Source organism: Corynebacterium sp. MSK039 (assembly GCF_030232315.1).
In the GTDB taxonomy this organism is placed as follows: domain Bacteria; phylum Actinomycetota; class Actinomycetes; order Mycobacteriales; family Mycobacteriaceae; genus Corynebacterium.
The window spans coordinates 29,216-52,794 of sequence record NZ_JASPJL010000005.1 but is presented as its reverse complement, the minus strand read 5'-3'; the positions used below and the strand labels follow the sequence as shown (position 1 = coordinate 52,794).

Here is a 23,579-nt window from a genome sequence, read left to right as displayed (position 1 = left end):
CTGGGGGTCATGAGCGAGACAGTCTTCGAACAGACCCTAGATCACCCCATTGACCAGGTGTGGGGCGTGCATGCCACGCCAGGGATCGTCACCCGGCTGACGCCCGGCTTCACGCGCGTCCGGCTGCTGCAGGAGGCCGGGAATCTGAAGAGCGGGCTGACTCGCATGCGTTTCCCCGGTGGCGTGGTGTGGGAGGGCAAGCACGACCCGGGGTTCTACCGCCCGCTCGTCGCGGCCAGCGGTGGCCAGCCGGCGCACGTGGACTCCCCGGCACAGTTCTCGGACGTCTGTGCGACTCCCGGGATCGGTTCGGCGTTCGGTTGGCGGCATGTCCATTCTTTTCAGGACGTCCACGCCGGCGGCGGAACGATCTTGCGTGATCGGATCACCACGAACGCGCCGAGTTTTCTGGCAGATCAGCTGCTCAAGGGGGTTTTCGGTTACCGGCAGGCGCAGCTGGCTGGGGACCTGAAGCACCTGCAGCAGGCCCGGGGCTGGGCCGGGGAGTCCACCGGCGAGATGACGATCGCGGTGACCGGAGCAACCGGTGCGGTGGGCACGCAGCTGTGCGCGCTGCTGCAGCTGGCGGGGCATCGGGTGATCCGGCTGAGCCGGAACCCGCAGCCGCTGATCGATGAGGCGAATGCGCGCCCGGGCGGGGCGGCGGTGCAGTACCGGCAGTGGGACCCGCAGCACCCTGCCGAGGATCTGCTGGCCGATGTGGATGCGGTGGTGCACCTGGCTGGCAGCTCGATTGCGGGCAGGTTTACGGATGAGCACCTGGCGAAGGTCGCGGGCTCGCGGATCGAGCCGACCCGCAAGCTCGCGGAGCTGGCGGCGCGCACGGATCGGGTGCACACCTTCGTGTCCGCCTCGGCGGTGGGCTTCTACGGGGCGGATGCCTCAGAGCCAGTGGATGAGTCCGCTCCGGCGGATGAGTCCTCGACGCTGGGCCGGATCGTCCGGGACTGGGAGACCGCGACGGAGCCCGCGGTGGCCGCCGGGCTGCGCGTCGTGCAGGTGCGCACCGGCCTGGTGATGGCCGCAGGCACCGCACTGCTGGATCTGCTGACCGCGCAGGCAAAGCTGGGCGGCGGGGCGCTCGGCGACGGGCGGCAGTTCTTCCCGTGGATCGCGATGAATGACCTGGTGGACATCTACCACCGGGCGCTGACCGACCCGATGCTGCACGGGCCGGTGAACGCGGTGGCGCCGGGGATCGTGCGCAACCGGGAGTTCATGGCAACGCTGGCGGAGGTGGGCGGAAACCCGCTGCTCCCGCGGGGCCTGCGGTCTAAGATGCAGGTGCCGGTTCCGGCGGCCGGACCCCGGCTGCTGCTGGGTGAGGATGGTGCCGCTGAGCTGGCGCTGGCGGACCAGAACGTGCGCCCCGCCGTGCTGGCCGATCTGGGTCACGAGTTCCGGACCCCGGAGCTAGCCGACGCGCTGCGGCACGAGTTGGGGAAGAACCCAGCGCGCCCACTACAGTCATAGGTTATGAGCGCTACGGATTCTGCTTTCGCTGCCGCACCGGCTGGCCGGTCGGCTCTGCTGTTCCTCTCCTTCGGCGGGCCCGAGAAGTCGGAGGACGTGATCCCGTTCCTGGAGAACGTGACCCGCGGCCGGGGTATCCCCCGGGAGCGGCTGGAGAAGGTTGGGGAACACTATTACGCCCTGGGTGGGCGCTCCCCCATCAATGATCAGAACAAACAGATCATCGCGAATGTCGAGGCCGAGCTGGCCAGCCGTGGCGTGGACCTGCCCGTGTACTTCGGCAACCGCAACTGGGAGCCTTATGTAGAGGACACGATGGTGCAGCTGGCCCGCGAGGGCTTCGCCACGGTGTACGTGTTCGTCACCAGCGCCTGGGGCGGCTACTCGGGCTGTGGCCAGTACAACGAGGACATCCGCCGCGCCCTGGATGCGGTGCGCGAGGCTGGGCTTCAGGCACCTAAGGTGCAGCGCCTGCCGCACTTCCACGATCACCCGGCGTTCGTCGCCGCCTTCGCCGCTGCGGTGGACGCGGCGCGCGCGGAGCTTCCCGCTTCCGTTCAGGACGACGCCGACCTGGTGTTTACCGCGCACTCTGTGCCCAATAAGGCGGACGATACCGGCGGCCCACACAGCTTCGGGGGCAACCTGTACTCGGAGCAGGTGCTCAATGCATCCCGCCTGATCCAGGAGGCTTCGAGCTTCGCTGGCCGGCCGGGTTCGGGTGCGTCCCTGGGGTGGACGGGCCAGCTGGCGGCGGGCAAGCCGGTGGGCGGCCGCGGCGACGGCCCAGCCCACACGGGCGAGACCGCGGGCGTGGATCTGGGCGTGGGCACTCCCTATGACGTGGAGCTGGTGTGGCAGTCCCGCTCCGGCTCGCCGCACGTGCCGTGGCTGGAGCCGGATGTGTGCGATCACCTCGAGGCGCGCGTGGCGGCGGGTAATAAGCGCCCGATCGTGCTGTGCCCGGTGGGCTTCATCACCGACCACGTGGAGGTCCTGTGGGACCTGGACACGGAGGTCCGGGAGGTCGCGGAGGAGCACGGGGTGCCCTTCGTGAGGGCGGCCACGCCGGGCCTGGATAAGAGCTTCGCCAGCATGATCGTGGACCTGGTCGCGGAGGTCGCTGACGACGAGCTGCCGGTCGCGGAGTTCACCGAGTCGCAGCGTGCCGCTGCGGAGCTGGTGAAGAAGCTGGGGACGGTGCCGAACTTCGGCGGCACCTGCGACGGTGCGCCGTGCACACCGGGTTGCTGCGGGGCCCAGCGCTAGGCCGACCGCGCCGCGTGGCGCCGAGGCCGCGGAGACCTCGCAGCAAGCACAGTTCGCCTACTCCCTGTTCGCCGGGTGGCGGGAGACGCTAGCATCGGGAAGGTCAACCTTCCCCAACCGTCATGAAAGGGTCGTGACGCACGAGATGGCGAATCCCTATAACCAAGACCCCACCGACCCGGCTGAGGGTCCGGACGCAACCGGGCCCGCGGACGCTGATCGCGCCGCGACAACTGACGGCGCCGCCGCAGCCGAGGGCAGCGCAGCGATCAACAGCGACGCTGTGGCTCACGGGGACGTCCCGACCGGTGACGTCGCCGCGCAGAGTACCACCGGCGACGACGTCGTCGCGCAGGGCACCGCTACTGACGGCACCGTCGCGGATGGCGCAACCCCGGCGAACGGTGTGGTTCCTGCGGACGGCACCGCGGATGGCACCGTCCCTGGCGAAGGACAAGGGCAGAATAAGCCGGCGGGCCCGATGGCGCTGTCCATCGGCACGGCGATCATGTCGATCGCAGCCATCGCGGTGATCTTCCTGACCTTCCTGTGGCCCGCCCAGAATGCCGAACCGCAGAACATCCCGGTGGGCATCGCCGCGTCGGAGAAGACCTTCAATGAGCTCGACAGCCAGATGAAGGAGGTCGCGGAGCAGAACCAGCTCGTCATCCCCTTCACGATGGAGCGCTACGAGGACGCCGCCGCCGCGCGCACCGCGGTGAAGAACAACGAGGTTCAGGGCGCGCTGGTGATCTCGGATGAGCCGGGTCAGGTGCGTGCGCTGCTGGCGTCCGCGAATGGCCTGGAGCCCTCCCGGGCGATCGCGGAGTTCGCCCAGGAGGTCAACCAGCTGCCGGCGCAGCGAGCGCAGCTCGAGGGCAAGCAGCCTTCCCCGGAGGTCATGCAGGCCGCGATGGCTGGCCCGGATATCCAGGACCTGGTGCCGCTGTCCGAGCAGGAGCAGCAGGGCAAGACGCTGGGGAAGATGACTCTTCCGCTGGTCTTCGCCGGTCTGCTGCTGGGGCTCGCCTCGGTGGGGCTGCTGCGTGGCGCTCAGCAGCGCGTGCTGACCCTGCTGGCGGGATCGGTGCTCGGTGGCCTGATCGCGGCTGTCGTGACGGTGCTGACGGTGGGTTATGTGGATGGCAACCTGGTCTCCCTGTGGCTCTCCTTCACGCTGGGGATCCTGGCTATCGCCGCTCCGGTGGCGGGCCTCGGCGCCCTGCTGGGCAGCTACGGGGCGTGGATCGGCGTGGCGATCCCGGTGCTGGCTTACCCGCTCTCTGGGGCGAACGAGCCGCGCGAGTTCCTGGGCGCGCTGGGCAACCTCGGCGAGGCGCTGGCCCCAGGTGCGGCGACGCGGCTGAACAAGCTGCTGGTGCACTTCCCGGATGCCGCGCTGTGGCAGCCGCTGCTGGTGCTGCTGGCCTGGTCGGTACTGGGCATCGCGCTGATCGCGGTCGGTCAGCTGCGCGATGAGCAGGAGGCCAATGAGGCTCAGCAGGTTTTCGGCGAGAACGCTGGCGAGCCCGTTGGCGCGGAGGCCGGCGAGGCCGCCCCGGGCGCCGAGAATCACGCGGCCGCCGAGAATGGGGCATTGGCCGGGTACGGGGCTGCGAACCACGACGCTGGGGTGCACGGTGCCCAGCAAGCGGATTCAGGCGAAGGCTTCAACTCTGCCGAGGGCACTCCCACGGACCGCACCTAGCCTCTGCGAATAGCTCTCGGGCAAGACAAAGGGAGCGGCCTAGCGTGATGCTAGGTCGCTCCCTTTCGCTATGCGCCGTCCACTGGAGCATGCTTTCGGAGCACACGCCAGATATGGCGCAGGGCCGGGCGCTCGCCTGCCCCCGGCAGCGGGCTACTTATCGAGCAGCAGCTCCGCGATCTGGATGGTGTTGAGCGCCGCACCCTTGCGCAGGTTATCGCCAGCCACGACGAACACCAGGCCGCGGTTGCCGTCGACCGCCTGGTCCTGGCGGATACGGCCGACGAGGGTGTCGTCGATGCCGGTTGCCTGCAGCGGGGTCGGGACGTCCACGACCTTCACGCCCGGGGTGGCCTCCAGGACCTCGCGGGCGCGCTCGGCGGTGAGCTCGTTGGCGAACTCGGCCTGCACGGTCATCATGTGGCCGGTGAACACCGGCACGCGCACGCAGGTGCCGGAGACCTTCAGCTCCGGGATGCCCAGGATGCGGCGGGACTCGTTGCGCAGCTTCTGCTCCTCGTCGGTCTCCCCAGTGCCATCGTCCACGAGGTTGCCGGCCATCGGCAGGGAGTTGAAGGCAATCGGTGCCACATAGGGGCCGAGATCCTCCGCGCTGAAGACGGAGCCGTCCTCAACGAGCTGCTCCATCTTGTCCAGGTTCTCGCGCAGCTGGTTCATCAGGGTCTGCACGCCAGCCAGCCCGGAGCCGGAAACCGCCTGGTAGGAGGAGACGTGCAGGTGGGTCAGGCCGGCTTCCTTGTGCAGCGCGCCCAGTGCCGGCATGCAGGCCATGGTGGTGCAGTTCGGGTTCGCGATGATGCCCTTGCCGGCACCGGTCTTATCGCCGGGGTTGACCTCGGAGACGATGAGCGGAACCTCGGTGTCCTTGCGCCAGGCGGAGGAGTTATCCACCACGGTCGCACCGGCCTCCGCGAAGCGCGGGGCGTGCTCCCGGGAGGTCGCGCCACCCGCGGAGAACAGAGCGATATCGATGCCCTTGAGCTCCTCGGTCGGCGTGGCGGCGACGTCCTCAACAACAATCTTCTTGCCACCGAACTCCAGCTCCTTGCCTGCGGAGCGGGAGGAGGCGAAGAAGCGCACCTGATCGGCAGGGAAGTTGCGCTCCTGGAGCAGGTCGCGCATCACCTGGCCGACCTGGCCGGTGGCGCCGACGACAGCAAGCGTGGTCACGGGGAATCAGTCCTTAAAAGATTGTTTAGAGAAGTTCTTGTGGGCGTAGTGTTTAGCGGCCGGTTCCGGCGTAGACGGTGGCCTCTTCGTCGCCGCCCAGCTGGAAGCGGTCGTGCAGGGCGGTGACGGCCTTATCGACGTCGTGCTCGCGGATCAGCACGGAGATGCGGATCTCGGAGGTGGAGATGAGCTCGATGTTGACGTTCGCGTCGCGCAGCGCCTCGGTGAAGTCGGCGGTGACACCCGGGTGGGACTTCATGCCGGCACCGACGAGGGAGACCTTGCCAACCTGGTCGTCGTAGAGGACGTTCTGCCAGTCACCGGACTCCTGCATGCCCTTGAGCAGCTTCACGGCGCGGGCGCCGTCCTCGCGCGGGCAGGTGAAGGTGATGTCGGTGCGGTTGTCGTCCAGCTTGGAGACGTTCTGCAGGACCATGTCGATGTTGATCTCGGCGTCCGCGACGGCGCGGAAGATGCGGGCGGCCTCGCCCGGCGCGTCTGGGATTCCGACGACGGTGATCTTCGCCTCGGAGCGGTCGTGGGCAACGCCCGTGAGTACTGCTTCTTCCACTGGAATATCCTCCATCGATCCGGAAACTAGGGTGCCATTGTCGTTGCTGTATGAGGAGCGCACGCGCAGGGGGACGTCGAAGGCCCGGGCGTACTCCACGGAGCGGAGCATGAGGACCTTGGCGCCGACGGCTGCCATCTCCAGCATCTCTTCGAAGCTGATGTTATCCAGCTTCTTTGCATCGCTGACGATGCGTGGGTCGGCGGTGTAGACACCGTCGACGTCGGAGTAGATCTCGCAGACGTCTGCGTCCAGAGCCGCGGCGAGGGCGACGGCGGTGGCGTCCGAACCACCGCGGCCGAGGGTGGTGATGTCCTTCGTCTCGCGGTTCACTCCCTGGAAGCCTGCGACGATGCAGATCTTGCCCTCGTCGAGCGCCTCGCGGACGCGGCCTGGGGTGACCTCGACGATGCGTGCGTTGCCGTGGCGCTCGGTGGTGATCACGCCGGCCTGGGAACCGGTGAAGCTCTGCGCGTCGGCCCCGAGGGATGCGATTGCCATGGCCACGAGGGCGTTGGAGACACGCTCACCGGCGGTGAGGAGCATGTCCATCTCGCGGGCCGGTGGCACGGGGTTGACCTGCTCGGCGAGGTCCAGGAGTTCATCGGTGGTGTCACCCATGGCGGAGCAGACGACGACCACGTCGTTGCCCTGCTTTTTAGTGTCCACGATCCGTTCCGCCACGCTGCGGATGCGCTCTGCTGATTCCAGCGAGGAGCCGCCGTATTTTTGCACGATGAGTGCCATGTAGTTTTGGCCCGCCTTCCCGGATGCTCGGAGTTGATTGGGGTGGGTTTTCTTATTGCCGTTGTGGGGCGTTTTCCGTGTTACACAGATTACAGGAGGGGCAGGCGCGCCCCTATAGGAGGGCGTTGGCCGGGGGCAACCGCTTGTTGGTTTAGGGTGGAGGCCGATGATGCATAGCAACGCACTGGCGATCCTCTTCGGCCTCGCCTCCGCGCTCACGATCGCGTGGGGCACGGTGGTTCGGCACCGGGTCGCCGAGGATTCCGGTGGGACGGATACCTCTTCTGTGGTCGCGGCGATCACCCGTGTGCGGTGGTGGGCCGGGCTCGGGCTGTCCTTTTTGGGCTATGCCTTCCAGATCGTGGCGTTGGGCTTCGGCACCTTGTTGGTCGTCCAGCCGATTCTGGTGCTCTCCTTGATGTTCACCTTGCCGCTCTCGGCGAAGCTTTCTGGTCGCCGGATTTCGAAGTCGGAGACGGCGTGGGCGGCGTTGCTCACGGTCGCGGTGGCGGTGATCGTGGTCTTGGGTCGCCCGCAGGCCGGGGTGGCGCAGCCTTCCCTGCCGCGGTGGTTGACGGCGCTGGGCATCGGCGTGGTGATCTTCGCGGTGATGTACCTGATTTCGCTGCGGTCGCGGAGCTCGAATCGGGCGCTGATCTTGGGCTCGATCACCGGCGGGATCATGGGCTATGTGGCGGTGCTGTCCAAGGCTGTGACGAATATTTTCTCCCACTCCGGAGTGGTGGATCTGCTGATCAGTTGGGAGCTGTGGGGGCTGATCGGCCTGGCTGTGATCGGCACGGCCGTGCAGCAGGCCTCCTTCAACGCGGGCCCGTTGAAGAACTCCCTGCCGGCGATGACGGTGGTGGAGCCGATCTTCGCTTTCGCCCTGGGATATACGATCCTGGGCGAGAAGTTCGACGTCTCCGGCTACCAGTGGATCTACATGGCCGCCGCGTTGGTGATCATGATCGTCTCCACGGTGGTGCTCTCCCGGAAGACGATCACCGACTAGGCGGAACTAGCCACGCGGGCGGGGGTGGCTGGCATATCATCGTGAGTCGGGCTTGATTCAAACCCCCAACTACTGCCCTCAATTGTCCGGAGGAACCCCACCGTGAGCACTGCACCGTCCCAGAACAGCTCTTCTGACCAGGCTAAGCCGTGGCTGAAGTTCTATACGGAAGGGACCGCCCCGAACCTGGATTACGGGGAGACCACCCTGGTCAGCATCTTCCGCGACGCGGTGCGGAAGTACGGCAAGCGGGATGCGATGTGGTTCCTGGGCACGCAGATCACCTACAGCGAGTTCGGGGAGCTGGTGGATAAGGCCGCGGCCGTCCTGAAGGAAAACGGCGTGAAGCGGGGCGACCGGGTGGCCGTCGTCCTCCCGAACTGCCCGGCGAACCTGGTGGCGTTCTACGCGATCGTCTCCCTGGGGGCCACGGCGGTGTACCACAACCCGCTGTACACCGCGCACGAGCTGGAGGGGCCGTTCGCGGATCACGGCGCGAAGGTTGCGGTGTTCTGGGATAACGCGGCCGATATTGCGCAGCACCTGGTGGACACCACCCCGCTGGAGAAGGTGTTCACGGTGAACGTCACGAAGTCGATGCCGTTGCTGCAGCGGGTCGCACTCTCCCTGCCGGTGCCGGCGCTGCGGAAGGCGAAGGCGAAGCTGACGGGTGGCCCGACCCAGTTTGAGGACTGGGACGCTGCCGTGGATGCGATGGCACCGGGGTTGGGCCGCCGCGCGATTCAGGATGCGCTGCCGATGGTGCGACCGGAGTCCCCGGCGTTGATTCTGTACACCTCGGGCACGACTGGTTCGCCGAAGGGCGCGGTGCTGAGCCACCGCAATATTTGCGCGAACCTGATCCAGGGTAAGGCGTGGGTGCCGGGCCTGGGCGAGCAGGCTGATCCGGAGCGGATGCTGGCCGCGCTGCCAATGTTCCACGCTTATGGCATGACGATGAACGGTGCGCTGGCACCACTGATCGGCGGGGAGTTGCTGCTGCTCCCGGCCCCGGAGCCGAGCCTTTTGCAGCAGGTGATTAAGAAGAAGAAGCCGACCTGGGTGCCGGGTGTGCCCGCCCTGTACCAGGCGATCGTGAAGCTGGCGGAGGAGAAGAACCTCGACCTTTCCACGATGCGGAACTCCTTCTCCGGCGCTTCCGCCCTGCCGGTGGCGACGGTGGAGAACTGGGAGAAGGTCACCCACGGCCGCCTGGTGGAGGGCTATGGGCTGACCGAGACCTCCCCGATCGTGCTGGGTAACCCGATGAGCGCGGACCGTCGCCCGGGCTACGTCGGTGTCCCGTTCCCGGATACGGAGGCCCGCGTGGTGGATCAGGACGACCCCACGAAGGTGCTGGACTACGGCGAGGAGGGCGAGCTGGTGGTGCGCGGCCCGCAGGTCTTCGGCGGCTACCTGCACCAGGAGCAGCTTAACGAAAAGATCTTCGCCGATGGCTGGTTCCGCACGGGTGACATGGCCGTGATGGAGGCCGATGGCTTCGTGAAGATCGTCTCCCGCCTGAAGGAGATGATCGTGACCGGCGGCTTCAATGTGTACCCCGCCGAGGTGGAGGAAGCGCTGCTGGAGCACCCGGAGGTCAAGGAGGCCGCCGTGGTGGGGCTAGCGAAGGAGGACGGCTCCGAGCGCGTGGTCGCCGCGGTGACGCTGGCGGAGGCAACGGAGGGCGAGGAGCACGAGCCGCGCCGCGTGGGCGAGAAGCTGCACGACTCGCTGCGCCAGCACTGCAAGAAGGTGCTGACGGGGTACAAGGTGCCGCGGGAGTTCTTCCACGTGGCAACGCTGCCGGCCGACCAGATGGGCAAGGTGCGCCGCACGGAGATGCGCGCGATTCTGGAGGAGCTGGAGCGCCGCTAGTTCGGACGCGGCCGGCCTAGGGGATGAGGCCGGACCTCCGTCTTTGGGCTTGACATGCAATTGACAGAACTTACTTAGCCCTGCTTAACTACCTTCTAATCTTTCGGCGCCCGCCGGAGGTCTACTCACTTTCACTAACTTAAAAAGGAGTGGGATGAAGAAGGTCATCTCCACCACCGCGACGCTGGCACTGCTGGGCGGCGGTATGTTGTTCATTCCCCAGGCTTCCCTCGCGGAGACTACGTCCGCGTCAATGTCTCTGAGCTGCCAGGCGGTTCCCTCCGCCGCGGCAGGGCCACAGGAATTCAGCACGGATAACGTCACCGTCAATATCGACGCGCCGAAGAGCGTTCGCATCGGCGAGGAGTTCCGCGCTGGGTTCTCCATTGACCCCGTGGAGGTCGAACTGCCGTCGTTGCCATTTGGGGCGAAAATGCAGAGCGCTAGCCGCCTGAAGCTGGACATGGCGCTGCCGGCAGGCGTGGAATTCCTGGGTGCAGAGATCGACGAGTCGAAGTCCAACCTGAAGGGCATGAAGATCCTCCAGGTGGATGCGGCCGGTGATCCTAGCCCCACGGGCGAGTTCCTCCGCGTGACCAGCTCCGATAACGCCACCATCGGCAATGGCCCGAACTCTTCCCGCAACCGCGAGGGCGGGATCAAGTACACGCTGAACGGCTCCAAGATTGACCTGCGCTTCCCGGAGATCACGCTGCGCCTCAAGGCGAAGACGCCCGGAGAGAAGGCGCTGGGCGTGCGCACCCAGGGGGAGGCAGGCACCTTCGCTCGAGACGAGAACTTCCTCACGATGCTGGGCAAGGTGTCAGCCCCCTTTGTTGGCACTATCTGGGCCCCGGTGCAGTGCTCGCCCCGCACCAGCGCTAGCGCACCACTGGACACCCGGGCCGCCAAGCTGGCGAGTGTCACCGTTGAGGACGCTTCCGAGGTGGCCCTAAACCTCGAGGCGACCGGCACTCCGGTCGCCGGTCAGCCCGCAACCCTGAGCGCTCGCCTCGAGCCTGCGGCCGAAGGCACCGTGGAGTTCACCTCCGGTTCCCTGAAGGCCAGCGCCCCAGTGGTTGATGGTGTGGCCACCGCCGATCTGACGTTCCCCATCACGGGCGAGCACGAGGTCACGGCCAGCTTCCAGCCGAAGAATTCCGGCGAGTTCAAGCCAGCCACCGCCACTACCACGGTGACGGTCGCAGGCCAGGATGCTGCCCTGAACGTCGAGGTTCCCGAGAATGCCCCGGCGCGTTCGCGCGTGGAGGTCAAGGCCACCGTGGCTCAGGGCGCTGAGGGCACCGTCCGCTTCCGCCTTGGTGATTCGACGGTGACGGCGAGGGTCAACGATGGTGTCGCCACCGCTGAGCTGCCCACCGGCCCGAACCCAGGGCAGCAGGAGATCACTGCGGAGTTCACCCCCGCGCCACGCAGCGCATTCGCGGCGGGCACGGCCAGCGCTCCGATCACGATCGATGCGGTCACCGGCACGACGATCGAGCTGCGCGCGGATCAGACCGGCCCAGTTCGCCCCGGTCAGCCGGTCAGCATTAGCGCGACCGTCACCCCTGCGGAGAACACTGAGCGGGCAGAGGGCACCGTGGAGTTCCTCATCGACGGCGAGCGGATCACCCGCACGCTGGAGGACCACGCCGCGAGCGTGGAGTTCACCCCAGACCGTGAAGGCGACTTCCCGGTGGAGGCCAAGTTCATCCCGGCGGATGACACCCAAACCCCCGCCGAGGATGTGCTGACTGTGCAGGTGAAGGGCGCTACTGAGACTCAGCTTGAGGTCGCCGCCCCGCAGAGCGTCGAGCCTCTGGTCGAGACCCCGACCACCGTGACCGTGACCCCGGCGGCTGCTGGCACCGTCACCGCCGTGATCGACGGACGCCGCATCTCCGCGGAGGTCCAGGAGGGCACTGGCACCGCCACCCTGCCGCTGGTGTTCCCACGCGAAGGGGAATTCGAGGTTCCTATCACCTTCGTCCCGGCTAACCCGGCAGACGCGAAGCGGGCGACGACCACCACGACGATCACCGTGGCTGCCCCGGCAGCGAGCGACGTCGCGATCGCCCTCGACGGGCCGGATGCCGCGGAGAAGGGCCAGAGCACGAGCTACACCGCGACCCTCACCCCAGAGGTCGGTAGCCAGCGCAGCGTGACGGGTTTCCTGGAGATCCTCATCGACGGCAAGCCGGTCACCAAGGACGGCGAGACTGCCCGCATCCCGGTTGTCGAGGGAATCGCGGAGTTCGACGTGCTGTGGAACCGCGCCGGCGCGCAAGAGCTCACTGCGGTCTTCCACAATGCCTCCGGCGAGGAGGTCTCCCGCACGGCGACGACTGTGACCGTGGCAGGCGATACCGGCACACCGGACGACGGGAATAACCAGAACCCCGACGATGGCAATGACAACCAGGTGACACCGGGCGGCTCCAGCTCCTCGGCGACCACCCCCTTCGCCCCGCTGATCGACTTCTTCCGCATGCTGTGGGAGTGGCTGACCTCGCTGTTCTCCGGTGGGGGTTCCTCCTCCGGCAGCTCTAGCGCCTCCCGTGACTAAGCCCTCCCCCACTCCTACTCCTGCAAGGACTTTTCTATGACTCTGTTGCCTTCTCGTCGCTCGGGCCGCCTCGCCCTGGGCGCCATCACCTCCCTATCCCTGAGTTTCACGCTGCTTTCCGCTGCCCCCATGAGTGCTGCCGCGCCTGTCAAGAAATCGGTGCGGGTCAACCACCAGTGCGTTGAGGACAAGGGGATTGGGTCCAATGGATCCCTGCTGACGCTTTCACCGGATAATGTCGCCGTCGAGTACCCGGAGACCGTGCTCCCCGGCCAGACCTTCACCGTCAAGGTCCAGCCGGGCGGGATGCGCACCGGTGGAAAGGACACGGGGCGGATGAAGTACGATATCGCGCTGCCCCAGGGGGTGAAGATCAGCAACCTGCGCCTCGATGGGGGCGCCTCCGGGCTCAACGCGAACCCGGCGGCCGTGGTGCAGCGGGTTGACGCCTCGGGCAAGCCGAATGCCAATGGCGCTTTCGCACGCATCTGGGACGGCGCGAACTCGGTGAACAATGGCGGGAACGAGAACGACCAATGGTACAACCTCCTCTTCGTGAGTGTTCCTCGCGCGGGCCTGGCGGTGGACAGGAACAAGTCCTTCCGCCTGCCACGTATCGCCTTCGACGTCACCGCCCCCACCACGGTCGGCTCAAAGATCGTGACCGGCCTGCGAGCAGCAGGCACCAGCGCGGGCCCCGCCGGCAAGGAGAACCGGGACAACACCCTCTCCATGCTCGCCAAGGCAAACGTTGCCGATGCGGTCTACTGCACCGCGGATGCCGCCGGTAAGACCCTCACCAGCACCACGGTGGCCCTGCGCGATACCCAGACCGAGTTCGACGAGACCTCCACCGACCTTGAGGTCACCAGCGGCGAAGGGGAGGTCACCCTGAAGGCCCTCGTCAAGGGCACGGATGGTCAGCCCATCACCGAGGGCAAGGTCGAATTCGACCTGGGCGACGGTCAGCGCCGCACCGTGGACGTTCGCGATGGTGTCGCGGAGCTGCGCTACACCTACGCCGAGCTGGCGGACCGCGAGTCAGTCAAGCACAAGGTTGTGGCCCGCTACCTGGGCGTCGAGGGGCGCACGGGTGCTTCGGAGGCAACCACGACGGTGACGGTCAACCCGAAGCCGCGCACCCCGCTGAAGGCCACCGTTGACCTCACAGGCGAGGTCGACGCCACTGCCCCAGCTGACGGCAAGCTGCCGCTGAACCTGCGCGCGGCCGTCGGCGCTGAGCTGGCTGATCCGGCAGCGGACCCGGACGCTGACACCACCCTCGAGGACGGCGTGGAAGTCGTCTTCTTCAACGGTGACCAGGAAATCGGCCGCGCGAAGACCGCCAACGGGGTGGCGGAACTGCAGACCACCGTGCCGGATGAGCCGGCCACGCTGCAGCTGCGCGCCGTCGTCGCGGACTTCGAGAACGAGACCCAGGAGGTCTCCGGTGCCGAGGACACGCTTGAGCTGAAGGTCGCTCCGGTGGCGAAGACCACCCTGCGGCTGGACAAGGTCGAACCGGCCCTGGTCGGCGAGAAGCGGACGCTGAGCGCTCGCTACGAGGTTTCCGCAGGCTCCCCAGAGGGCGCCGAGGTGATTTTCCGTGCCAATGGGATTCGCGTTGGCACCGCGCAGACCGACGCGGAGGGCAACGCGAGCGTGGAGCACGGCTTCGAGCAGGCTGGCCTGCAGAAGATCACCGCGGAGGTCCGGGAGCGCGAGGTGGACGGCCGGGTCTTCAGCAAGGCTGTGGCAGAGCCCGTCACCTTTGAGATTCTGACCGCCAAGGAGGTGGAGACCGGAACCACGCTGACCCGCGAGGATGTCTCGGTCGACCTGGATGCCACCCCGCTGACCGGCGACGCCGTGGCGTTCACCGCGAAGGTGACCGTCGAGGGCGACGAGAAGATCACTGAGGGCGCCACGGTCTCCTTCTTCGACGGTGAGGAGTTCCTGGGCACCGCGCCGGTCAACCCGACTACCGGGGAGGCTCGCTTCGAGTACCGCTTCCCGACCCGCGGTGAGCACCAGGTGCGCGCGGTCTTCGGCGGCCAGGAGGTCGTTAATGACGAGGGCGTGGTCACGGCTGTTTTGAAGCCTTCCGCCTCCGAGGAGCTCACCGTGGAGGTCAAGGCCCACGAGATCGAGGTTGAGGACACCCCCGGCGCCGGTGACGGCAATGGCGGTAACAACGGCGATGATCAGAACCAGGGTGGTTCGGATGGCTCCGACATGGGCTCGACCGACGGTTCGATCCTGCGCAAGCTGCTGATTGCGCTCGGTGCGATCGGCGTGATCAGTGCGGTGATCGCTGCGGTGATGCACGTCCTTCACCAGCGCTAAAGCGCCTAGTGTGAACCCAGGGTGCGGACCGACGCACCCTGGGTTTTTCTTTGCCTGCCTAAGCCGGTCCCATCCCGTCTTATCACTTGCCTCTGAATCTGGCGTGCGCAGCGGTTCGTGTGCACCGGAGGTAGCGGTTGTGGGCGCCGAGATAGTGACGGACGGCCTGCAGCCCAATGCGAAAGGGGCGGGCTCAGCGTTATGTGCTGTGCCCGCCCCTTTTTTGTGTGTTTACGCCCCAAGGCCGGGTGGCGCGATTCACGCGCCACTACCCTTCCTAGGCTTAGCGCTTAGGCGGTCTTGCGGCGGCCGAGCAGGAGGCCCGCGCCTGCGAGTGCGGCGCCGACGAGAACCACGAGGCCCACGCCGTACCCGCCGGTCTTCGGCAGCTTGCCGGACGCGGTATCCGCGACCTGCAGGATCATCGCATCGCCTTGGCCGCTCACTTGGATTTGTCCACTGCTGGTACTGACGGCAGAGATCTTATACTTCTTGGTCTGTTCATCAATGGAGATCTGGAACTCAACCGGCTGGGCCAGCAGGTTGAGCCCCTCGGGAGCCTTAGTCTCGACAAGGAAGAAAGTGCCAGTCTTTTCCACCTTGATGGATTCCTGCCCGGGCTTGATGGTGTAGAGCGGCTTGCCAGCGCTGAAATCGGGCTTGCCGTCCTTCGAGGGGTAAATCTCGAAGGTCGCGCCACCCAGCCCAGGCATCTCCACGATCTTATCGCCGTCGTACTGAGCCTTCTTGAAGGTCAACTTGCCCGGCGGAGTGTCCGGCTGCTTGTAGTTATCAACCACGCAGGACACCGAAGACAGCTTCTTATCTTGCTCGCTCATCTTGACCTTGAAACCAAACTCGCCGTCATTTTCGACCTCAATAGGTTTGGTTACCCCGTCACGGGTTTCGGTACACACAGCATTCTTGTCATCCCTCTTATAGAGGTTGAAACCCGGCTGCTGCGTCTCTACCAGAGTCAGTTCCTGCTCTTGTTCGCTCTGGATGTTCCAGGAGGCAGTGCCACGGTCCTTGTCGGCCGAGGACGTTGCCTTCAGCGACCTCCGAACGAGCTCGCCGTTACCTGGGTCGATGATGTCCTGACCACCGGCAGAGAGGGTGAACTCCCAGCCTGGGGCACCGTCTTCAAGAACCTTGCCGTTTTCGTCAACGATCCGCTTCTTGACGGTCACCTCACCATTGCATCGTGTGGTTACGTCTTGGGCGATTTTCTTCATCTGGTCGGCAAGATTGCTGTAGTTAGACACCCTCACCGTGTGACCAGTGCCCGAGATATCCTCGCCCATGATTTTGACACCTCGCGGACCGTAGGTCCACTTCGACATGTCCGAAGTAACTGTGTTTGACCTCCCATTAGCACGTTCAAACACCTGCAGTGCCCGATTCGGCGCCAGCTTCGCGGCTCTCTCTAGGTTCGCCATAATGAGCTCGCCGCTCTCCTTAGTTCCTTTACGTTCCTTGTCGTTGTAGTTTGCTTCTCGCGCGCCTTGAATCCCGGAGTCAATTCTGTAGTAGACACCAGGTTGTTGCGGCACTTCGTCCCACAGACCTATGCGTTTGATGTCCTTGAGGACATAGTCTTGCTCAACAACCCAATCTTTACCCGTATTTCCGCCAAGCGTCAGGTCAACCATGATCGGCACAACACGGGTACCGGCAGCTTTGAGTTCGTTGGCTGCCTTGATCGCGTCGTTGAGAGCACTAGCCTGAACGAATTCACCACCAATGCCCTTGCTCTTGATTGTCGAGGAGGTCGTGGGCATACCATCAGTGATGAAGTACACCACGTCGTAGTCGTTATCCTTGACCTGCTTCAGGCCCGCTTCCCAGTTCGTAGCACTGTTATTTGCGTTATAGCTCCAGTTCTTAACTACGTCCTTGGCTCGCTGGACGCCCTGCTCCGACTGCATTGAAATATAGGGTGGGTTCTGACCGTGTGTCGTCCCAGCCTGGTTAGCCGGACCGCTACTTGCGAAGTTATAGATTCCGAGCTCAGCTGGGGTGCCCTGCAGGGAATCGATGAATGCATTCGCGGCATTCTTGGATGCCTCGAAACCATTAGTATCTGCGTAGCGGAGCGATGTCGAAAGGTCGGCCACCACAGCAATGCGCAGGCCACAACGCTGCGGCATCGGCGGATTAGGAACTCGCCCGTGAACCCACTTAGCTCCATCTGGTGGCGAGATAATCTCCGGTGGTTTTGGCTCACTCTTTTTCTCGCCATACACATCAAGAGTGACCTTCAGATTCTTGTTCTCCGAGAGATTATTAGTGAAGGTGAATACCGCATCCTTCGGCACGACGGCAGAGTCAACCGGCTTGCCATCCTTTACCGGAACAACGTCCATAGTGATGAAGCCATTGCCAATATTGACGTTGCGCTTCTGCAAGGTGACACCTGGCTCGATCTGATCCAGGGTGAGATTGTACTTCTGCGGGTCCAAGAAGGTCGCGTCAGTCTCGATACGCACGGTTGCGTACTTCATGTGAGATTCCTCAGTCACCTTAGCCGTAAAAGCATTGGGCTTCTTCGGATCTACTGGGTCAGCTTTAACTGCAAATTCGTGGCCGATGGCATCAAAGTGACGCCCTTCGACCGCCGGTGGCTTGGGGTCTTCAGAAGAATCTGAACAGTCTTTCACCTCGCCGCTGAAGTCGAAGGACCACTCGGTCTTTGCACCGGCAGCGAACTGGTATCCGTTCTGCGGCTTCGCCGTGACCTTAACGGTGGCCTTTTTGCCCTCGTAGAAATGCTGACCGGCTTGCTTGCGCTCGCCACCAATGAAGTAGTCGACACCCTTCGTGTCTGGAATGTTGATGTAGCCCTTCTCAACACACGATGGCGCGGTGGCTGGATCAACTGCGGTTGGCGCCGCAGGAGTCACGGACGCCCCCGGGTTCGGTTCCGGAGTTGGCTCTGGGTCAGGCTGCGGCTCCGGGTTCGGCTCGGTTGGCGGAGGGGTACTGCCGCTCAAAGTGCCCTTCGGGCTAACGGACACCGTTCCCGATACTTTAGGCGCAGTAAAGTACGGCGAAATTCTAATGATTTCGCCCTTTTTCACTGCAATATTCAGACCATCATGGGTAACCGTCAACGGAGCTTGCTGTGCACTGCCCGATGGTGAAATTTTCGGGGAAAGTGTAGTGTTCCCGACTTTCAGCTCGTATGCCTTCAGCCAGCCAGAACCACCAATTTGAAAATCAAGGCTCGTGATCGTGGCGTCTTCCTCAACCGTGAACTCGAACGGCGGGTTGTACTTTCTGGTATCCAGGTCTTTGAAGTCTCGCTTCTGCGGGCTCACCGGGATCGCCGTGGTCTGCGCCTGCGCAACAGGGGCCGGCAGGCTCGGTAGCGCGCCCGGGATAGCGACGCCGAAAACCAGCGCAAGCGCTGCGGATAGCGCGGCCGCTACACCCATGAACTTTATTTTCATCGTCGCTACCCTTCTTGCTTTCGCTTCTTCGTGATCAACAGCATCAACAGCCCGGCGCCCATCAGCGCCACTGCGGCGAGGACGAGCCCGATGATCTGCACACCAGTCATCGCCAGGTCGCCCTGTCCGCGTTCTTGCTCATCGCCCGGCCCGGGGGTCTCCCCTGGTGGTGGGGTCTCGCCCGGTGGGGTATCCCCTGGGGGCGGGGTGGTAGGTGGCGCCGTCGGTGGCGTCCCCAGTGGGGTCGACGGCGGCGTCTCCGGAGGTTCGGTCGGTGGGGTGGTCGGCGGAACCGTGCTGCTCGTCTTCGCCACGATCACGCCCTCCACCGGGCGAGGGTTATCAGCGACGGTGTGGAAAGGCACCGCCACGAGGAAGGGCTCGATTTCCCGGTACTCCCCCGCCGCAGCACCAGTCGGCGCCTGGGAGGTGACCAGGTAGATGCCCTTCTCGAGGCCTTGGAAGCGGACCTGGCCGGCGTCGTTGGTCACGGCCGTGATCGTGCGGTCGGTCGGCCAGTCAGCGATCTTGTTCGCGCCGGTGTTGCGGATCTTCGCCATGTCCGCAGCGTTCTCCGGGTCGATGCCCTGCAGCTGCTCCAGCTTGATGGTCACGCCCGCGACCTTGCCCGTGGCGGGGCTGAGTGGGTCCCCATTGCCCGGGGAGAGCGTGATGCTCAGCGTGTCGGTCCCGTAGTCGCGGGACACCCCGGGCTGATCACTGAGCCCGGCAACCTTGGCTGCCTCGGCGATACCGACGGCACCGTGTGCGCCGCCGAGCAGGCCAGCGCTGAGGGCGATGGCCGCCATGAGGCTGCGGCTGGTCCGCGCCGCGCGTGCGTGGCTAGTCATCTGCGCCAGCCCCTTCGTCATTCATCGTTTCTGTCGTTTCCTGAGATTCGCGTTCCTGCTTTTGCTTTAGCAGCCACCGCAGCAGCAGTAGCAACACGACAGCTGCTGCCGCGACGAGGACGTACATCCACCACTGCCACCCAGCACCGTGGTTCTTGTCGAAGATTTCGTGGTCCGATTCGTCCAGCGGGACCTGGTGGCCACGCACCAGCAGGCGGTGCGTGTTGATCCCGTAGGGGGTGCAGGTGATCAGGGTGATGTAGTCCTTGCCCTGCTCCGGGCGGAGATCCTCGGTTTCGGTGGGCAGCACGACCTTGATCTGGTCGACCACGTACTTCAGCTTCTCGCCGGAAACCTGGACGTAGAAGGCGTCACCCTTCTCCGCCTTGTTGAGGTGGTCGAACATGGTGGAGTTCGCCAGGCCCGTGTGGCCTGTGATCACCGAGTGCGTGCCCTTGCCGCCGACCGGCAGGTCGGAGCCGAAGAGGTGCCCCAATCCCTTTTGCAAAGTGTCATTATCTGTCCCGTGGAAGATCGGCAGGTCTGCCTTGATCTTCGGGAAGATGAGGCGCGCCATCGCGTCGTTCGCGTCGAGTTGGTCCAGGTATTCCTGGTAGTCCGGGTTGTTCTGATCGAAGCGGGCGAGCCAGGGGTCGAGGATGGGGCCGGTTGTTCGGTGCTCGTTGTACTCGTGGGCACGCTCCCTCTGGGTGTTCTTCACCTCTTGTGGGGTGTTCTTTTCGAGTTTCGCGTAGTCTTGCGCGACCTTCGTAGCGACGTAGTTGTTCCACAGGGTGGACGTCACCGGGTACAGCATCACGAGCACCCCGAGGATCACGAGCACCGCGGCCAGCACGGGGCTGGTCTTGGTGCTGTTGGCACGGCGCGGTTCCTTCTTCGGTTCCACGCTGGTGCTGAGGGTGTGATCCACGGGGTACTCCTGAGGCTGGTTCTGCTTGGCTTGATGTGGGTGAAACCTGGCCCGGGCGATTGCCTTTTCGGGCCAGGTTTTACCTATTCAGCGGGCTATTAGTTCTTAGCGCCGCGGCGTGCGAACCATGCACCGGCTGCCACGATGGCGGCACCGATTGCGGCCAGGATGCCGACACCCATGCCACCGGTCATCGGCAGGTTCGGGGTGGTGTCGTCGGAGTTAACAACCTCACCCGGGTTAGCGCCGACCTGGACGGATGCCAGCTCGTAAACACGCTCCGGGGCAGTCTGCTTAGCAACCAGCTTGAACTCGAGTGCCTCCGGCAGCAGCTCCTTACCCTTCGGAGCCTTGGTCTCAATCAGGCAGTAGTGGGACTGTTCGCCTTCGACAACCTCAGCGTTGTCTTCGAAGTCGTTGACGTGAAGACCGGTAATCTTGACGATACCGTCCTGGCCAGAGACGAAGGTGGTCTTCACCTCGTCACCCTGCTGGCCGTTAACCGGAGTCCAGGAGTCCTTCTTGGTGGTGTCAATGTCGGAGCACTTCTGGCCAGCAGCCTGGCGGACAATCTGGAACTCGGCACCTTCCAGAGCGTTGCGGTCGCCATCAACCTTCTTGAACTGCACGCCACCCCAGTAGGTCTTGACCTTCGGAGTCTCCTTCGGAGTGCTGTTCTCGGAACCGTCCGGGTTGTTCTGGAAGACCAAACCGGTGTTCGGCGCGATGTCGGTAGCTTCCTTGAACTGCGGCTTCAGCGTGGTGGTGATGGTAACGACGACCTTGTCACCAGTACCAAGAGTCTTTGCAACGTCTGGCTTCAGGTTGACATCGACATTGTTGCCCTCGAAGAACTTACCGTCGCGGTCGTCGGTTTCGGACAGAGCCCGCTCCGTACCATCTGCCTTGACAACCTTGACATCAACCTTGGTGACTTCCAGCTTCGGGTCAATCTGGTCAGTGATCTGGAACTGGGTACGCTCCGTGTTCGGCTTCAGCTGGCGAGCGGTACCCGTGACGGTGTAGACCAGCGCTTTGTCGCCGGCGTTCTGGTCCTTGTCCTTAACGGTCTTGGTCGGCTCTTCATCCTTGTAGTTCTTCGGGAATGCGTGAACGTCGTAGTTCCAGGTGGTGCCCTGAGTCTCGTCGCCTACCTTGCCATTGCTGGTCATCGGAACGAAAGCGATGAACGGAACAGCCGGGTCATAGCCTTCCTTCGGACCGGTCTCAACAACCAGGTAAGCGCCAAGAGCCAGATCCTGGCCAACGTTCCACTTGCCGTCCTGGTCGGTCGTGCCGGTTGCGACCTGCGTCAGGGTACCGTTGTCAATCAGAGCCTGAGTCGCCTGGGTACCAGTAGCGAACTCGCCAGCCTTCAGCTTCGAAGCAGCCAGCAGACCCTCGTTGGTGGTGACATCGATGGGGGTAGCGCCATCTGCAGTCTTGTTGATCTTGTAAACGGTGAAGCCGACACCTGCGAGCTTCTCGCCACCATTGGCAATAACGTCCTGGACGTCAGCTTCGGTACCAGACGGCTGACCTTCGCTGGTCGGGTTACCGAACTTATGAATGGTGAGCGAGCCCTTGGCGTCCTTATTTACCAGAGGGGAGTTGCCGGCAGCCTGGTTGATGGTGCTCTCCTGAGCGACAGCGATCGAGCCCGGTGCAGCGATGCCCAGGGAGAGGCCAGCAATGGCGGCAAAAGTGACCGAACGAACGGTCAGAGAGTTCTTCTTCACTGGAGTGAATTCCTTTACATCAGTAGTGACTGGGGCGCGTAGCGCCCCCTCGACGTTCAGCGATTCACTCCGGTTAGCTGCCTTTAAGCTTCGGAAGCCCGTTAAGCCGATCCGCCTTAAAGTTCGCTGGTGGTCACGCGAACCGAAACCCCTTTGTTGACAGATCACTTTTGTTATGACTTCAACATTTTTCTGGACTTCAGTCCCGCGATCCCCACCTAGTGAATCGCACACCTTCAACCTATAACGAACGGCGCTCGTCCAACATCCCCACAGGTAAAGCGGCTGAGACATGCGTTACTTCCCCTTGAAAACCAACCTGACGGGCACGACCCAAAACCCGCCCCACCTGGACTATTGAACACTTTTTCTTTATAAATGCACAAGCAATGCGCTCCCCCCCTTATTGGGGTAGCGAGCGATAAGCGTCTCACAGGAAAAATTGAGCCTTCCCGAATCACACAGCGAAGAATAGACTTCAGTTCCCCACGCTCCACCGGGGCGAACCCCAGCCCTTCAACAGAGGTTAGGACCTATGACAGACCAACCCCCCGCACCGGACACGCCGGGTGCGCCCCCGGCCCGCCGAGGCAAGAAACTGAACGCCAACGCGATCATCGCCGTCGTCCTCATCCTCGCCGGCCTGGGCGTGCTGCTATACCCGGTGCTCGCCACCCAGTGGAATAACTACCAGCAGTCCCGCGCCGCCGAGGCCTATTCGCAGCTGGAAAAGGGCGTCCCGCCAGAGATCCTCAACAAGGCCTGGGAGGAGGCGCAGCAATACAACGCCAACCTGGGAGACATCGACCCCGGCGATGCCTGGACCAGCTCCGACGACGAGAGCTCCCCCGCCTATCAGCGTTACCTGAAGTACCTCTCCGTCCTGAACGACACCGAGGCCATGGGCCGCATCGTGCTGCCCTCCATCAAGTCCGACCTGCCCATCTTCCACGGCACTTCGGACCGCGTGCTGGCCCGCGGGGTGGGCCATCTCTACGGCACGGACCTGCCCGTCGGCGCACCAGGGGAGCCCGGCGAGGATGGCTCCATCCCGCCCGCTCCACCAGAGGGCCGACTCTCCGCACTTTCTGCCCACACCGGCCTGCAGAACGCCACCCTGTGGGACAACCTCGACCAGATCGAGAAGGGCGACCCGGTCTACATCGCCGCGGCGGGCGAGAAGCTGAAGTACGAGGTCCGGGATATCGAGGTCGTCACCCCGGATAAGACCAGCCTGTTGCGCCGCACGCCGAATAAGGACCTGGTCACGCTCATCACGTGCACCCCCTATGGCATCAATACCCACCGGCTGATCATCACCGCCGAGCGCGTGCCGATGGACCCGCAGGAGGAATCGGTCTTCGATGGGCAGGGCACCACGTGGCAGTGGTGGATGTGGGCCATCCTCGCAGCCGCCGCGATCATTGTGCTGCTGCTGATCCGCTGGTGGTGGAAGAACTTCCGCAGCCAGAAGGGCGGCGAGGCCGCCGCACCCAACGCCAGCGACACCACGGCGAGCTAGCGGGCAGAACAACTCGCCACCTCGCTCTCTAGCCAACCACCGGTGCCAACACACCCCCGCCCGCAACAGCAATTCCCACTAGGTGAACACCCCCGTCCGGGCAATGGAACTGACATGTGTTCTGTTTCACGCTAAACTGGGGCACATGATTTCCCCTCACCCGCGCAACGGCGGCGCCATTCTCCTTATTAGCCGCGGCGGGGCCTAGTAGGTAGACACACCAACAACCGACCGGCTCCCCGTCGCGGGGTTTTTGCATGCCGGTCGGTTTTTTCATTGCCACAGCACGACACCGA

Annotated in this window: 14 protein-coding genes; 8 read left to right on the top strand and 6 right to left on the bottom strand. The window is 64.2% G+C overall.

The genetic code is table 11. The features are described from left to right. Nucleotides 1–9: 9 nt before the first annotated feature. The 3 genes from QP997_RS05295 to QP997_RS05285 all read left to right on the top strand — a co-directional run bounded on the left by QP997_RS05295 (nt 10) and on the right by QP997_RS05285 (nt 4,471). On the top strand, nt 10–1,494 hold the full coding sequence (locus QP997_RS05295; protein ID WP_284846459.1) for a TIGR01777 family oxidoreductase: 1,485 nt from the start codon (nt 10–12) through the stop codon (nt 1,492–1,494). Nucleotides 1,495–1,497: 3 nt separating this feature from the next. Beyond that, entirely contained in the window at nt 1,498–2,763 is a 1,266-nt protein-coding gene (locus QP997_RS05290) for a ferrochelatase (protein ID WP_284846458.1), read from the top strand. 133 nt (nt 2,764–2,896) lie between these two features. Continuing rightward, nucleotides 2,897–4,471 (top strand): ABC transporter permease, encoded by a 1,575-nt coding sequence (locus QP997_RS05285; RefSeq protein ID WP_284846457.1) that lies wholly within the window; start codon nt 2,897–2,899, stop codon nt 4,469–4,471. A gap of 153 nt (nt 4,472–4,624) precedes the next feature. On the opposite strand, the gene QP997_RS05280 is transcribed toward QP997_RS05285, so the two are convergent. Both QP997_RS05280 and QP997_RS05275 read right to left on the bottom strand, forming a co-directional pair. Further along, nucleotides 4,625–5,662: an aspartate-semialdehyde dehydrogenase gene (locus QP997_RS05280; RefSeq protein WP_284846456.1), complete on the bottom strand. Its 1,038-nt coding sequence runs from the start codon at nt 5,660–5,662 to the stop codon at nt 4,625–4,627. Between the two features lie 52 nt (nt 5,663–5,714). After that, nucleotides 5,715–6,980, bottom strand: coding sequence for an aspartate kinase (locus QP997_RS05275; RefSeq protein WP_012361123.1), 1,266 nt, complete (start codon nt 6,978–6,980; stop codon nt 5,715–5,717). A gap of 169 nt (nt 6,981–7,149) precedes the next feature. Here QP997_RS05275 and QP997_RS05270 point away from each other — a divergent pair, with 169 nt between their 5' ends. From QP997_RS05270 to QP997_RS05255, 4 genes are all read left to right on the top strand, one after another. Further along, nucleotides 7,150–7,995: a DMT family transporter gene (locus tag QP997_RS05270; protein WP_284846509.1), complete on the top strand. Its 846-nt coding sequence runs from the start codon at nt 7,150–7,152 to the stop codon at nt 7,993–7,995. A gap of 102 nt (nt 7,996–8,097) precedes the next feature. Continuing rightward, nucleotides 8,098–9,873 (top strand): long-chain-fatty-acid--CoA ligase, encoded by a 1,776-nt coding sequence (locus QP997_RS05265; protein WP_284846455.1) that lies wholly within the window; start codon nt 8,098–8,100, stop codon nt 9,871–9,873. A gap of 154 nt (nt 9,874–10,027) precedes the next feature. Continuing rightward, nucleotides 10,028–12,442, top strand: a complete 2,415-nt coding sequence (locus QP997_RS05260; protein WP_284846454.1) for an Ig-like domain-containing protein — start codon at nt 10,028–10,030, stop codon at nt 12,440–12,442. Nucleotides 12,443–12,478: 36 nt separating this feature from the next. Further along, complete coding sequence (locus QP997_RS05255) at nt 12,479–14,788, top strand: Ig-like domain-containing protein (protein ID WP_284846453.1); 2,310 nt, start codon at nt 12,479–12,481, stop codon at nt 14,786–14,788. 290 nt (nt 14,789–15,078) lie between these two features. Here the strand turns inward: QP997_RS05255 and QP997_RS05250 are convergent, their stop codons facing one another. The 4 genes from QP997_RS05250 to QP997_RS05235 all read right to left on the bottom strand — a co-directional run bounded on the left by QP997_RS05250 (nt 15,079) and on the right by QP997_RS05235 (nt 21,761). Beyond that, nucleotides 15,079–18,240: a SpaA isopeptide-forming pilin-related protein gene (locus QP997_RS05250; RefSeq protein ID WP_284846452.1), complete on the bottom strand. Its 3,162-nt coding sequence runs from the start codon at nt 18,238–18,240 to the stop codon at nt 15,079–15,081. A 5-nt stretch (nt 18,241–18,245) separates the two neighbouring features. Next, a complete protein-coding gene (locus QP997_RS05245) occupies nt 18,246–19,091 on the bottom strand; it encodes an isopeptide-forming domain-containing protein (RefSeq protein ID WP_284846451.1) in 846 nt (281 codons plus the stop codon). Next, nucleotides 19,084–20,022, bottom strand: coding sequence for a class C sortase (locus tag QP997_RS05240; protein ID WP_284846450.1), 939 nt, complete (start codon nt 20,020–20,022; stop codon nt 19,084–19,086). The genes QP997_RS05245 and QP997_RS05240 overlap by 8 nt, the downstream gene beginning before the upstream one ends. A gap of 98 nt (nt 20,023–20,120) precedes the next feature. Further along, the gene (locus tag QP997_RS05235; RefSeq protein WP_284846449.1) at nt 20,121–21,761 is read right to left on the bottom strand and encodes a SpaH/EbpB family LPXTG-anchored major pilin; all 1,641 of its coding nucleotides are present in this window, start codon (nt 21,759–21,761) and stop codon (nt 20,121–20,123) included. Nucleotides 21,762–22,296: 535 nt separating this feature from the next. Between QP997_RS05235 and QP997_RS05230 the strand changes: the two genes are divergently transcribed. Continuing rightward, nucleotides 22,297–23,283 (top strand): class C sortase, encoded by a 987-nt coding sequence (locus tag QP997_RS05230; protein WP_284846448.1) that lies wholly within the window; start codon nt 22,297–22,299, stop codon nt 23,281–23,283. Nucleotides 23,284–23,579 lie beyond the last annotated feature (296 nt).